Below are 13,088 nucleotides of genomic sequence, written 5' to 3' on the forward strand. Positions count from 1 at the left end.
ATGCCATCCCACGCGTTTTCCAGTGATTTCGACCCAGGCGTTACGGGTATAGATGGAAAAACCGATGGCTCGTTGAGCTAGATCAATCTTCTGGGATGAAGGTTCGGGAAGGATAATCACAACTTCCGCGACCGGTTTTCGATTGCCCGCACGACAAGAGGAGTGAAATGACAATGCCGCAGTTTAGTCGCGATCCATGGGAACTCACCTCTTTGGGCGATCTCCTGACGCTTGCCGCGCAGATGGAGCAGGAGGCGGTCGACGGCTACGTCGCTTTGGCGGATCGGATGCGGGAAATGGCCCGTCCCGACCTTGCAGACCTATTCGAATCCCTGGTGGTCGAAGAGAAGAGCCACCTGAGCAAGGTGGACGAATGGCGGAGCACTTCGTCACTTCCTGCCGCACGTGACCTCGTTCGAGCCCCGGAGGAACTTTTCGACGACGAGGGGGCAGGGGTGGTGGCCCCGGAACTGCTCAGCGCATACCGTGCATTTTCCATGGCGGTGCGCAACGAGGAGCGCGCATTCGTGTTCTGGACTTACGTTTCCGCCCACGCCCAGTCGGACGAAATTAAGAAGGCCGCCGAACGCATGGCACGCGAGGAGCTCGGACACGTGGCGAAGCTAAGGCGTGAGCGCAGGCTTGCTTTCCATGCCGAGCGCGACAGGATGTTCGATGTTGGCCAGCAAACCTTGGGTTCGCTGGAACAGAGGCTGGGGCTTCATCTCCAATCGATGGCGGCGAAAGCTGTTGGTCCAAGGGAAAATAACGAACTGCAATCTCTTGTGGACCAGTCGAACCACAGGGCAAAATCGTTGGGCGAAGCGCCTTTCGAAAGCGCGCCTCATACGTTGAGATCGTCGCAGGCCGCGCTGGAAAGCGCCCTTCCGCTCTGCGAACTACTCGTCGACAGCTATCTGAGCATTGGGGAGATTGCCCGCAATGATCAGGACGGCGAGCGTGCGCGGGCTTTTGCAGCACAGGTTATCCATTGCCTCCGAGCGCTGCGAAGCCTGCCTATGGCCCCAGTGGGGAGCAACTGAATATTCGGCCCGCATTGGGGTCCTCATCCGGGAAGCCGCCCGACAATCTGCCAGCTAATCGCCTTCGCCTTCCGCCAGTCTGAGAAGACGCTGCGGATCGGTGACCGTCAACTTCTGCCTTCCGCCCTCGACAATGCCCTTGCCTTCCCAGGCACTGAGGATTCGCGACACCGTGTGCAATGTCGTACCCGTCATCTCGGCGATATCCTGCCGTGATATCGGGAAATCGATTTTGATCGCGGTTCCGACCGCCTTGCCGGCTTGTTTGGACAGACGCAACACGGCATGGGCAACCCGCTTTTCCACTTCTTCGGTCGACATCTCTCGGATGCGCGTATGCGCTTCCTCAAGCCGCTGGCCGATCGTCTGCATGGCAGTCATTGCCAGGCGGGGATTTTGCTCGACGAACCGCGACCACATGTCGGTCGGCCATCCGAGGATGAGACTTTCCGCTGCGGCCGTGGCTGTTCCCGGATAGTCCTGTCGGCGCAGCGCCATGGCGAAGCCGAACAGGTCGCCCGGATGGACCATCCTGACGATGATCTGCTGGCCGTCATGGGTGACCTGCGTGACCTTGAGCCTGCCGTGCAGCAGCAGAAAGAACGATTTCGCAGCAGCTCCCTGCTCGAAAACCGCATCGCCCTGGGCGATGCGGCGCGGTGTGGCGTGCTCGAGCATGACGTCGAGGTCGGCATCCGTCATGCGCTCGAAAAGCGGCAGTGACTTCAAAACTGTACGGTCAACCTTCATTGTCGTCCTGCTGAACCTCTTTGAAAATGGCGCCGCCGATCATATCGGCTGCGACGCGGCGCGTGAAGTCTTCGATGCTCTCGATGAAGCTCAGCCGCCGGACGAGCCTGAAACCAAGATTGTCGGGCGGGCTGCCGACCGAGCATCCGCCGCCTTTGGGGTTTCTGACGAAAGTGCTCATCGGAGCGCGGTGCCTGCCGGCGGCGATCATGATACCGCAGTTCGCCGGGTCGGGCTCGTCGACGACGGCTTCCTTCTCGAGGTCGACACGCTTGTTGCAGGTCGAGGTCCATTCCCAGATGTTTCCACCGAAATCGGCAAGCCCGGTCTGGCTGACGCCAAACCATCCCTTCGGCTGCGGCGCCGGGTCGCTCGAGGCGGTGCGTCGCGCCTCGCGTTCATAGTCTGCAAGCCAGCGCAGCGCAGGGTTTTTGCTGTTCGCATCGGTGCCGAGTGCGTCGTCGGGGAAACGATCGGCGGCAGCGTAGGCGAGTTCGAAGTCGGTCGGAAGCCGCCATTGCTCGCCCGACTTCTGCGACAGCCAGTTCGCATAGCGCAGCGCGTCCTCATAGCTGACGCCGGTGACCGGCGTGTCGTCGCCGGAGGTTGTGCTTCGCCCTTCCGGGTCGGGGCAGGCGCCATCGGCCACGCAACGGTCATACTCGAAAAGGCTGGTCTGATATCTCATGATCGTCAGGGGCATCCGGACGTAGGCCTCGCGCTTCGGCGCATCGACCGCCAAGCCCCTGCGGAAATACTCGGTCGCGTCGCGATACTGGAATTCATGGGGTGCAATGGTTATGACCTCGGGAGCGGCAAATGCGGCATCGCGCCGCCCGATGTTTATCAACCCGGCCTCAACCGCAAGCGTTGCCGAAAGGACCGCAAGAAGCACAAGCGGAAGTACGATCGAAATGCCGGAAATTCCTGCAGTCTCGGCATGCGGTGTCATGTCCTTTTCGCAACATGCGCCCCCTTTTTAAAGAAAACATACTGTGCAGGCCGCCCTCACGGCCTGCACAGTCCCATCAAGGTCAGCTGGCCGACGGCGACTTCACCGAAGTCATCAGATCGTCGTTCCAGTCCCCGGTGACCTTGAAGTGGGCAGCCGCACCGAGTTCGAATGCCTCGATGAGGTTGTGGTTGACATAGGCGTAGATGCCGGGCTGCGCGAAAGTGTAGAGCGCCGCACCCGCTGTGCCGCCCGGGATGAACCAGGTCTCCTGGTCTATGTCGGGCACATTCGCAAACTTGCCGGTCGCCCAGACATATTCGCCATGCCCACCGATGAGATGCGGTCGCGTGTCGCGATTGGCCTGCGAGTGCACGATGAGCACGGTTTCGCCGACCTTGGCGGTCATCGCATTGTCGCCCGTCAGCGCGCCGACGGCGCCGTTGAAGACGATGTGGGTCGGGGTTAGCGTCTTCATCACCGCAAGCGTATCCTCGTAGGCCTCGCCGGGGCTGTCGTATTTCTTGAACTTGCCGGCCTCGTCGCGCGGGATGTAGAAATCCTGCTCGCCGACATAGTAGATCTTGTCGTAGACGAGGGGTTTTCCATGGCCGTCGGTGAGACCCTCGCGCGGGAGAACCATGATTGCGCCGTTCATCCCCGACGTGACATGCCAGGGCACCATGCCGGGAGGTGCGCAGTGGTAGACGAAGACCCCTGCCTTTGTCGCCTTGAAGCGCAGGACGGTGCTTTCGCCGGGGTTGACGACCGTCAGCGCACCGCCGCCAAGCCCGCCCGTTGCGGCGTGAAAGTCGATATTGTGCTGCATCGTGTTCGTTTCGGGATTGACCAGCGTCAGCTCCACATAATCGTCCTGGTGGACGACCATCAGCGGGCCGGGCACCGAACCGTCGAACGTCATCGCGTTCACCTCGGTCCCATCCTTATCGAGCACCATCTTCTTTTCCTGGATGGTCAGCGTGAATTCCTTGATCTTCGGGCCAGCCTCGGCTTTCTGGCTGTGTGGATGGACGAAGGGTGGCTTGACCAGTTCGACCTTTTCTCGCTGAAGCTTGGTGAAGTCGACTGTCGGCGCCTTCCTGGGCGCGTTCGCTGCCACCACCTCGTCGGCATGGGCAGCGCTATTCGCGATGATGATCGGCGTTAGCGCTCCTGCGACGGCAGCGCCCGTAAGCATCGTGCGACGGGTCATTTGCAGAGTGTTCGTCATTTCTAATCTCCCGTAGTCGAAGAGCGAGCGAACGCCGCCCGGTCGAGAAGGAAGGTAGTAGAAACCCCATTGGACTCTTTGATTTGGAGCAAACTGACTATTTGTGTCAGCGCAAAGTTCTGCCGCCGCTGTTTGCGTAATCTCAACGACTGCCCCGACAATCCTCGGCATTGCTGTGTCGTCAATTTGGAGACACGGAAATGAAAAACACTTCGGATGCCGCGCGAGATTTTCCGCGCGGCATGTCGCGAACCGGACCGGTCCTCTTCTCCTATGGCTTCCGGCCCTTCTTCCTGGCATCGGCGCTCTGGGCTATTGCAAGCCTCGACCTGTGGGTGGCCTATCTCAGCTTCGGCATCCCTGTCGCATCGGATTACGGACCATTGTATTGGCATGCGCATGAGATGCTGTTCGGCTTCGCACCGGCGGTGCTGGCCGGCTTCTTGCTGACGGCGATCCCGAACTGGACCGGCCGCCTGCCGATCGCCGGAAGGCCGCTGGCAGTCCTGTTTGCAATCTGGTGCGCCGGCCGTATCGCGATGCTGGCCAGCGGCTCGGTCGGGATCATCGCTGCGACCGCCATCGACAGCCTGTTTCTGCCTGTCATGCTCGTTATCTGCGCGCGTGAGGTCGTAGCTGGCAAGAAATGGAAGGATTTAAAAGTTATCGCGGGACTTTTTGTCCTTTCGCTCGCAAACTTGGTCTTTCATATCCAGGTCATCAAGGGCGTAGGCCCGGAACTCGCGATCCGTCTCGGGATCGGTGCCTACGTGCTGCTCGTGACGATTGTCGGGGGTCGGATCCTGCCCAGCTTCACCCGCAACTGGATCAATCAGTTCGGCCGTACGGACTTTCCGGTGCCGTATAACACCTTCGATGCAGCAACCATCATCATCGGTGCGGTCGCGCTTGTCCTGTGGACGTGCGTGCCGGAATCCACGGCTGTTTGCGGGGTGGCGGGCGTCGCGGCGATCCTGAACACGATCAGGCTGGTCCGCTGGCGGGGCTGGGCCACCTGGCCGGAGCCCATTCTGTTCGTCCTGCATGCCACCTTCTTATTCGTGCCGCTCGGTTTTGCCGCCATCGCTCTTCAAGCATCCAGATGGCTGCCCGAAGTGGGCGTGCTGCATATCTTCGCGATCGGCACGATTTCAATGATGATGTTGGCGGTGATGACGCGGGCAACGCGCGGCCATACCGGACGGAAACTGAAATCGAGCCGGACGACCAATATTTCCTACGTTCTGCTTGGCTGCGTTGCACTTGTCCGGCCGCTTGCCGAACTCGTTCCCGCGCTGACGACGGAAATCCTTGCGGTAGCCGCGATCGGCTGGACGGCATCTTTCGGATTGTTCGTGGTGGAGCATGGCCCGCTTCTGTGGTCGGGACGCAAGCCACTGACCGTGAAGGGAGGCTGACAGTGTCGCACCGGAAAGGCCGCACGATCGGCCTTTGTCATTCAGCCCTGCTCACGTCCCGGCCTCATGCCTGAAAGCCGCATTTCCGGCGATGATCTGGGACGGAAACGGTGGTGCTTATGGCTGATGCATGGATGCGCCGGATATGCCTCGACGCGTTCACTTGCACTTGTCGAGCCTCAGTGCATCCGTAATCTCGGCTCTGGCCACGCCAATAAGCGTTTCCATAGCAGCGCGGGCAACCTGTGGCTCTCTCATCCTGATAGCATCCAGGACTGCATGATGCTTCTCGAGAGCCTGTTCGTGAGACTGGCTCGCGCGGTTTGTAAGGCGGAAACTTGCGAGTAGGGCGGCTCTGATTGCACTGGCAAACTGCCTGTAGACCCAGTTGCCGCTGGCATTGATGATGGCCGTATGGAAGTCCAGGTCTGCTCGGCTCCATTCTTCGTTATCGCGGGAATTGGCATCCACCATGTCCTCATACGCTTGGGCGATGCGAGAAAGCTGCCTGGCGGTGGCATTCGTGGCCGCCTGTGCGGCAGCTGCAGGCTCCAGGAGCTGCCGTGCGTCGATCAGGGAAGTATAGAATGTCTCGTCGCCGCCTATGGACAACATCACATCGAGCACGAGAGGATCGAGATAATTCCAGTTCTCGCGTGGGAGGATGATCGTTCCCGCTCTCGTGCGGGAGCGGGTCATCCCCAACGCTACCAGATATTGCATCGCCTCACGCAAGCTGGTGCGGCTGACATTGAACCTGTCCGTCAAGTCCGCCTCGTTCGGAAGTGTCGATCCCTCGGCTAGTTCCCCTGAGACAATTTGCTCGACGAGTTGCGTCAACAGCGCTTCGCGGACGGAACGCTTTCCGCGGCCCGCGATCTCCTCTCCGCTTTCCGTCAACGTCCTCTCGGTTCGCATCACTTCTCCGCATTCCTGGCTTCGCGCCATTCTTCGACAATGGCTTTCGGTTCATTTCGCCCACCCTTACCCAACTCAACTAGCACGAAACTCGCCAGAAAAACCACACTTATAAAAAAATAAATCGTATTTATATTGACATTAATCCGATGAATAATATTGTTTGCTGGTGACGGTGGAGCCGCAAGGCGGATTATCCATCGATTTCGCATTCAAAAGGGAGGGAGCGATGAAGCTCGTCACGAACGCCGCCATTTTGGCGCTCAGCACATTCAGCGCCGCGTTGATCACGCCGGCCTACGCCCAGGACAGGGATTTGAAAGTCGGCGCGATTTATATGGATGCGCAGGGTTTCTACGCCGGTGTCCGGAAAGGCATTCAAACGGGGGCGAATGACGCTGGCCGCAAGCTCGACATCATCGAGACGAATGCTCAAGGTGACGTGAGCAAGGAGTCTTCTTTCATCGACTCGCTGATTTCCTCTGGCGTACAGGCAATCATCGTCTCTCCGGTTTCCGCCGACGGTTCCAATCGTGCAATCCGTCGCGCCCACGAAGCTGGCATTCCTGTCGTCTGCTACAATACCTGCCTGAACGACGCCGACATGAAGGAATATATTTCGGCTTACGCGGTCGGCGACCCTTACGATTTTGGGCATAAGCTGGGCGATGCGGCTGCCGACTATTTCATTGCAGAGAAGAAGGACGCGCCGAAGATCGCTGTTCTAAATTGCGAATTTGTCGAAGTTTGCGTTACTCGCCGTAAGGGCTTCGAAGAAGCATTGAAGGCGAAGGTTCCGGGCGCCCAGATCGTCGCCAACCAGGAAGGTGCGATCCTTGACAAGGCCGTCTCTGTCGCGAGCACGATGCTATCGTCCAATCCCGACATAGACGCTTTCTTCGGCGAAGCCGGTGGCGCAACGCTTGGTGCCGCTCGCGCGGTCAAAAGCCAGGGCAAGACCGGCAAAGTTGTCGTTTTCGGCGGCGATATGACGACCGAGATCGCGCAGGAAATTGCAGATTTCACGGTTATCAAGGCGGTCGTCGACATTTCAGGCCAGGGTCTCGGCAAGCTCGCGCTTGCGCAGGCCATCAAGTCGATCGATGGCCAGCCGCCGGAAGGCATCAAGGTTGCGTACGATATTGATCTCTACAAGTCTTCCGAAGACGGGAAAGCTTGGTTGAAGGCGCACGCCGACGGTATCCCGTGATGTCTTTGGCCTGATGGGACCAACAATCGAGGCCGCCAGGCGACTGGCGGCATCTCCTCAGCGATGGAAAGCTTCATGACACAGATATCGCGCTCCGTTCAGGCAACGGCTCGGCATCCGCTCGCATCGATTCAAGGATGCACTCGCCAGTATCCCGGCGTATTGGCACTGGACAACGCAACTTTTGAAGTTGCTGTGGGCGAAGTAAGGGCGCTTCTGGGTAAGAATGGTGCTGGCAAGTCGACGCTCATCAGGCTTCTGACCGGCGCCGAAATTCCAGATCGCGGAACCGTCGCGGTCGATGGGGAGGAACTCCGTCATACAGGTTCTAGCCGGGCGCAGGACGCTTTCGACAAGGGAGTGCGGGTGGTCTACCAGGAACTCAGCCTGGTGCCGGGAATGACGCTTGCAGAAAACCTGTTCTTGGGGAGGTGGCCGCGAAAGGCGGGCATCATACAATACTCCGACATGGAGGCCGAAGCCTCGGCGGCGATGAGCCGATTGGGTCTTGACCGGGCCCCCAACGCGCTTGTGGCTGCCCTGAGCCCGGCAGAGCGCCAATTGCTTGAGATAGCTCGTGTCCTTCTCGGCAAGCCGAAGCTCGTCATCCTTGACGAGCCGACGAGCTCACTGGCGGCAGCGGAAGCAGATAAGGTAATCGCGGCGGTTAAGCGGATTGCATCTGAAGGGATCGCAGTCATCTATGTCAGCCACCGCATGAATGAAATTCGCCAGATCGCCCATTCCGCGACCATTATGCGAGATGGCCGCATTATCGATACCGTGGACGTGAAGGGCGCTGATACACGCGAGATCGTCCGGCTCATGCTTGGCTCAGAAGCGTCTCAAGCAGCGGCGCTCGAAAACAGAAGCCAGGAGAAGACAGTTCTTGAGGTAAGAGAGCTGACGCTCGCTCCCAAGCTCACCGCCGTTTCTTTCGCCCTGAGAGCAGGCGAGGTCCTCGGGATAGCCGGGCTGCTCGGATCTGGACGCACCGAACTGCTCCAGGCAATCATGGGTGTACGCCGCCCGGACAAGGGCAGCGTACTCGTTGACGGCAAGGCGGTTCAACCGGGCCAATACAAGCGAATGATTTCGAGTGGCTTTGGATACACGCCCGAAAGCCGGAAGGAGGAGGGGATCGTCCCGCTTCTCGGCGTCGACGAAAATACGTTGGCGACGAATTTTGCCAGCGTCAGCAAGCGCGGGATCCTGTCCTCCAAACTGATGGCCGACGCGACGCGCAAAGTCATAGAGCGATTGCATATCAAGACGGCACGCACCGATACACCGATTGGCACGCTGTCGGGTGGCAACCAGCAAAAGGTGGTCATCGGCCGGTGGGTCTACGCCAACAGCCGTGTTCTGCTGCTTGATGAGCCGACGCGAGGCGTGGATGTCGAGGCGAAAGCACAGATCTATGCAATCATCCGTCAGCTCGCCGCCGAAGGGCGCAGCATTGTCTTCGTCTCAAGCGAGATCGAGGAGCTGCCCCTGGTTTGCGACCGGGTTCTCGTTCTGCGGGATGGGGCTCTGCACGAAGAATTCAAATCACCAAACATCGATCAGGACGCCTTGATGGCCGCCTGCATCGCAGGACATTGAGGGAGACATAAGATGTCGCTCGATCAGGCTGCAAAGCCCACTTCCGCCCGCTCAAAGAACTCGGGTTTCACTTTCTCGCAGCATATGAACGAACTGAGCTTGTTCGTGGCAATCGCTGTGCTTTATGTCGTCTTTACGTCAACGGCGAACGGCTTCCTATCGTTCAACAATCAGATCAACATTCTTCGCGATGCCGCAACAATCGGCATTGCCGCATGGGCTGCCACGCTCATCATCATTGCTGGTGAGATCGACGTCAGCGTCGGACCAATGGTGGCATTCATCTCCGTAATCCTGGCATTTTTCTTGCAGTGGGGTGTTCCCACTCCGATCGCATTCGCACTTGCAATCGTCGTCGGCGCGTTACTGGGTTCTATCGCGGGTGCCCTGCGGGCCTATTTCGATGTCCCGTCCTTCGTCGGCACTCTTGGCCTTTGGAGTGCCCTGCGCGGCACGGCTCTCTTTGTCACGGACGCGCTTCCTGTTTCTATCGGGCGGAATGATACCCTGGACGCATTGGATCGCTCCTTTCTTGGAATACCTCCGGCTGCGATCATAATGCTGCTGCTATTTGCGGTGTTCACATTCGTTAGCCGAAAGACCGCCTTCGGTCGGTCTGTCTTTGCGATTGGCGGCAATGCTCATGCAGCGTTCCTGAGCGGCATCAGCGTATCGAAAATCCGTGTCGCGCTTTTTGCAATCGCGGGAGCCATGGCCGCAATATCCGGGATCTTGCTTGTTTCACGGCTTGGATCCGGAAACGCCACGGCTGCGACGGGTCTGGAATTTGACGTTATTGCCGCAGTTGTGGTTGGGGGCACCTCGCTTTCGGGTGGGCGAGGTTCGATGCTCGGCACGCTACTCGGCGTCCTTGTTATTACCCTCATCGGTAATGGTCTTGTTCTGCTTGGGATCAACCCCTTTTTCCAGCAGGTGGTACGCGGCCTTATTATCGTTATTGCGGTGCTTGCCAACATTCAGGCAATCAAGCGCAGCATGTCGCGCAACAAGGGTTGATGCATGTCGGTAATCAACCTCGCAGCCGGTTCCCTCTCGCTTCGGATTTCGACAAAGGGCGGACTCGTGCTTGGCTTTTGGCGAGACGTCGGCATCGGCAAGGTTCCTTTATTGCGCCCGAGCCAGTCGGATAACGCTGATGCGTTGGGTTCCTCTTGTTACCCGCTCGTTCCCTTTGGAAACAGAGTGAAGGACAACCGTTTCCAATTCGACGGTGTTGACTACCAGTTCACACCAAATACCAGATGGGACAGGCACTATCTTCACGGAGAGGGTTGGCAGTCAGAGTGGGCCCTCGGACGGAGGACGCCTCAATCAGCGGAAATGACCTTCACCCACAGGGGCGGAGCAACTCCCTATGAATACCGGGCTCACCAACAGTTTACATTAAATGAAGAGGAGCTGACGGTGACCCTCGCCGTCGAAAATCGTGGCGAGCGCGCGATGCCGTTCGGCCTCGGTTGGCATCCCTACTTTCCGATGACGGCCAGGACTGCCCTGCAGGCACCGGCGCGCAGATATTGGACCGAAGCAGAAGGCTGGCTGCCGGGTGAACGAACTGAAATTCCCTCCGACCTCGATTTCACCTCGCCAGCGCCATTGCCAAATCGATGGGTCAATAACGGTTTCGAAGACTGGAGCGGCGAGGCCCTGATAACATGGCCGGAGTGGCACACGGCGCTGCACCTGACGGCGGATGCTATCTTCAAGCACGCCTTTATCTTCGTGTCGGACGCAGTCTTCGATCCGAACTTCAAGCGGGACTATTTCTGTTTTGAGCCGATGAGCCATTTGGCCAACGGACACAATTTATCTGATCTCGGTGACCTGAAGGTCTTGCAGCCGGGCGAGAGTTTTTCGGGAAGTATGCGCCTGCGTCCGTCAAACATCTGATTTACAAACCGGAGTTCATGAATGTCGGTCAGAGACCGTTACGACTACATTATCGTTGGCGGAGGCAGCTCCGCTTGCGTCGTCGCGTCAAAGCTGGTGCGTGACGGCAAAGCCAGAGTTCTGATACTCGAGCGAGGTCCTGCGAAGGCAAACCCCATCATGCACTTTCCAGCGGGGTACATGAAGTTCCTCGCCAAGGACACGTATCTTTCGATGCATCAGACGAAGCCACAGCCCCAACTGAACGGACGCGGCCCGATCGTGCCACAGGGGAAGGTGCTGGGAGGCGGCAGCACAGTCAACGCAATGGTTTACATGCGAGGCCAGGCCGCCGATTTCGATTTTTGGAACGAGCTCGTGACACCGGAGGGGTCGAACGACGGCGCCTGGTCTTATGACGATTTGCTGCCCTATTTCAAAGCGCAGGAAGATAATGACCACCTTGCTGGTGAGTTTCACGGAGTAGGCGGACCATTAAAGATCTCGCATCTCGGCCATACCAGTCCGATGACGCGAACATACGTGAAGACACTGCAGGGCATGGGCATCCCCTACAATCCAGACTTCAATGGCGAACGCCAGTTTGGGGTCGGCTTTATGCAGCACACGATTGATTGGAAGACGCGCAAGCGCTCCAGCGCTGTTGACGCCTTTCTCACACCAATCATGAACAACCCGCTGCTGACGATCGAGACTGAAGCAACGGTTACATTGCTTGAGATGAATGGCGACCAAGTGACCGGTGTTCACTATGTACAAAATGGGACCAGTAAGAGAGCAGAGGCTGGCAAGGAGGTTATCCTCGCTGCAGGCGCGTACCAGACGCCAAAGCTTCTTATGCTGTCGGGCATCGGTCCTGAGAATGAGCTGACGCGGCACGGCCTCAAAACTATCGTCGCCTTGCCCGGTGTCGGAAAGAACCTGCAGGACCACTACGAATGCCCGGTGGTCGCGACCACGAAGGGGTCATTTGGTTACTATGGCCAGGATCGGGGCTGGCCGATGATCAAGGCGGGGTTGCAGTATCTGATGTTCAAGTCGGGGCCGGTGTCGACCACTGGGGTCGAAACGTGCGCGTTCTATGACCCCGACGGCAATAACGAACGTCCCACCATTCAGATGTTTTGTGTCCCGACCGTCTATCTTGATCGGGACGTCATGGGGACGGAACCTGGTGACGGGGTGACAATCAACTCGCTTCTGCTCCGACCGAAGGCACGTGGTTCGGTAACATTGGCTTCGGCGGATCCATTGGAGAACTCAATCGTCGACACCCAGATTTTTGGCCATCCGGACGATTTGCGTCTGACTATGGCAGGTTTCCGTTTCGCGCGAACGGTCCTCGATGCATCGCCAATGAGAGATCTGATCGAGAAGGAGATCTTTCCTGGACCCGACGTGACCAGCGACGAGGCGGTGGCTGCTCACTGCAAACGCACTGTCAAGACGGGTTACCATCCCGTAGGGACCTGTAAAATGGGTCGCGACAGCGACCCGGAGGCGGTCTTGGATCTGAACTTGCGGGTGAGGGGGACACGTGGCCTCCGAGTAGTCGACGCGTCGATGATGCCTGCGATCGTGAGCGGCAACACCAACGCTGCTGTCATGGCTGCAGCGGGAAAAGCCGCAGACCTTATACTCGCATGAACAGGCCCATGATGAAGATCACCAAACTGACCACCTATATTGTCCCGCCGCGCTGGCTGTTTCTGAAGATCGAAACCGACGAGGGCATCGTCGGCTGGGGCGAACCGGTTGTCGAAGGCCGCGCGCTGACCGTCGAAGCAGCCGTCCACGAACTTGCCGACTACCTTATCGGCAAGGATCCCTTCCTGATCGAAGACCACTGGACAGTCATGTATCGCGGCGGCTTCTATCGCGGCGGCGCCATCCATATGTCGGCAATCTCCGGCATCGACCAGGCGCTCTGGGACATCAAGGGCAAGGCGCTCGGCCAGCCGATCCACTCGCTGCTCGGCGGCCAGGTGCGCGACCGCATCAAGGTCTACTCCTGGATCGGCGGCGACCGCCCCTCCGACGTCGCCCGCAA

Annotated in this window: 11 protein-coding genes and 1 pseudogene; 8 read left to right on the plus strand and 4 right to left on the minus strand. The window is 58.6% G+C overall.

Annotated features, from left to right (window positions below; genetic code table 11):
• Window positions 1–173: 173 nt before the first annotated feature.
• The gene (locus AC1D35_RS24695; RefSeq protein WP_477855617.1) at window positions 174–1,043 is read left to right on the plus strand and encodes a ferritin-like domain-containing protein; all 870 of its coding nucleotides are present in this window, start codon (window positions 174–176) and stop codon (window positions 1,041–1,043) included.
• A gap of 54 nt (window positions 1,044–1,097) precedes the next feature.
• Here AC1D35_RS24695 and AC1D35_RS24700 read toward each other — a convergent pair whose 3' ends face one another.
• The 3 genes from AC1D35_RS24700 to nirK form a co-directional block, all read right to left on the minus strand.
• The gene (locus AC1D35_RS24700; RefSeq protein WP_113298841.1) at window positions 1,098–1,793 is read right to left on the minus strand and encodes a Crp/Fnr family transcriptional regulator; all 696 of its coding nucleotides are present in this window, start codon (window positions 1,791–1,793) and stop codon (window positions 1,098–1,100) included.
• Complete coding sequence (locus tag AC1D35_RS24705) at window positions 1,783–2,745, minus strand: SUMF1/EgtB/PvdO family nonheme iron enzyme (RefSeq protein ID WP_477855618.1); 963 nt, start codon at window positions 2,743–2,745, stop codon at window positions 1,783–1,785. Before AC1D35_RS24705 ends, AC1D35_RS24700 begins: the two co-directional genes overlap by 11 nt.
• Before the next feature lie 82 nt (window positions 2,746–2,827).
• Window positions 2,828–3,976, minus strand: a complete 1,149-nt coding sequence (nirK, locus tag AC1D35_RS24710) for a copper-containing nitrite reductase (RefSeq protein ID WP_113298839.1) — start codon at window positions 3,974–3,976, stop codon at window positions 2,828–2,830.
• Window positions 3,977–4,176: 200 nt separating this feature from the next.
• On the opposite strand from nirK, the gene AC1D35_RS24715 reads away from it, so the two are divergent.
• A complete protein-coding gene (locus AC1D35_RS24715) occupies window positions 4,177–5,394 on the plus strand; it encodes an NnrS family protein (protein ID WP_477855619.1) in 1,218 nt (405 codons plus the stop codon).
• 159 nt (window positions 5,395–5,553) lie between these two features.
• Here AC1D35_RS24715 and AC1D35_RS24720 read toward each other — a convergent pair whose 3' ends face one another.
• Window positions 5,554–6,312 (minus strand): FadR/GntR family transcriptional regulator, encoded by a 759-nt coding sequence (locus tag AC1D35_RS24720; RefSeq protein ID WP_113298837.1) that lies wholly within the window; start codon window positions 6,310–6,312, stop codon window positions 5,554–5,556.
• 229 nt (window positions 6,313–6,541) lie between these two features.
• On the opposite strand from AC1D35_RS24720, the gene AC1D35_RS24725 reads away from it, so the two are divergent.
• The 6 genes and pseudogenes from AC1D35_RS24725 to AC1D35_RS24750 form a co-directional block, all read left to right on the plus strand.
• On the plus strand, window positions 6,542–7,522 hold the full coding sequence (locus tag AC1D35_RS24725) for a substrate-binding domain-containing protein (RefSeq protein WP_477855620.1): 981 nt from the start codon (window positions 6,542–6,544) through the stop codon (window positions 7,520–7,522).
• A gap of 75 nt (window positions 7,523–7,597) precedes the next feature.
• Window positions 7,598–9,127, plus strand: coding sequence for a sugar ABC transporter ATP-binding protein (locus AC1D35_RS24730; RefSeq protein WP_477940440.1), 1,530 nt, complete (start codon window positions 7,598–7,600; stop codon window positions 9,125–9,127).
• A 12-nt stretch (window positions 9,128–9,139) separates the two neighbouring features.
• Complete coding sequence (locus AC1D35_RS24735; protein WP_113298834.1) at window positions 9,140–10,144, plus strand: ABC transporter permease; 1,005 nt, start codon at window positions 9,140–9,142, stop codon at window positions 10,142–10,144.
• A gap of 3 nt (window positions 10,145–10,147) precedes the next feature.
• Entirely contained in the window at window positions 10,148–11,038 is an 891-nt protein-coding gene (locus AC1D35_RS24740) for an aldose 1-epimerase (RefSeq protein WP_477940442.1), read from the plus strand.
• A 21-nt stretch (window positions 11,039–11,059) separates the two neighbouring features.
• Entirely contained in the window at window positions 11,060–12,685 is a 1,626-nt protein-coding gene (locus AC1D35_RS24745) for a GMC family oxidoreductase (protein WP_477940444.1), read from the plus strand.
• 11 nt (window positions 12,686–12,696) lie between these two features.
• Window positions 12,697–13,088 (plus strand): annotated as a pseudogene (locus AC1D35_RS24750) (galactonate dehydratase); the annotation flags it as partial.

Source organism: Rhizobium sp. P1_E6 (assembly GCF_056405875.1).

What these genes read in the sequence shown, in the direction of transcription:
- AC1D35_RS24745 (WP_477940444.1), top strand. Translation starts at nt 11,060, where the DNA reads ATGTCGGTCAGAGACCGTTACGACTACATTATCGTTGGCGGAGGCAGC.
- nirK (WP_113298839.1), bottom strand. Translation starts at nt 3,976, where the DNA reads ATGACGAACACTCTGCAAATGACCCGTCGCACGATGCTTACGGGCGCT.
- AC1D35_RS24695 (WP_477855617.1), top strand. Translation starts at nt 174, where the DNA reads ATGCCGCAGTTTAGTCGCGATCCATGGGAACTCACCTCTTTGGGCGAT.
- AC1D35_RS24725 (WP_477855620.1), top strand. Translation starts at nt 6,542, where the DNA reads ATGAAGCTCGTCACGAACGCCGCCATTTTGGCGCTCAGCACATTCAGC.
- AC1D35_RS24715 (WP_477855619.1), top strand. Translation starts at nt 4,177, where the DNA reads ATGAAAAACACTTCGGATGCCGCGCGAGATTTTCCGCGCGGCATGTCG.
- AC1D35_RS24700 (WP_113298841.1), bottom strand. Translation starts at nt 1,793, where the DNA reads ATGAAGGTTGACCGTACAGTTTTGAAGTCACTGCCGCTTTTCGAGCGC.
- AC1D35_RS24740 (WP_477940442.1), top strand. Translation starts at nt 10,148, where the DNA reads ATGTCGGTAATCAACCTCGCAGCCGGTTCCCTCTCGCTTCGGATTTCG.
- AC1D35_RS24735 (WP_113298834.1), top strand. Translation starts at nt 9,140, where the DNA reads ATGTCGCTCGATCAGGCTGCAAAGCCCACTTCCGCCCGCTCAAAGAAC.
- AC1D35_RS24705 (WP_477855618.1), bottom strand. Translation starts at nt 2,745, where the DNA reads ATGACACCGCATGCCGAGACTGCAGGAATTTCCGGCATTTCGATCGTA.
- AC1D35_RS24730 (WP_477940440.1), top strand. Translation starts at nt 7,598, where the DNA reads ATGACACAGATATCGCGCTCCGTTCAGGCAACGGCTCGGCATCCGCTC.
- AC1D35_RS24720 (WP_113298837.1), bottom strand. Translation starts at nt 6,312, where the DNA reads ATGCGAACCGAGAGGACGTTGACGGAAAGCGGAGAGGAGATCGCGGGC.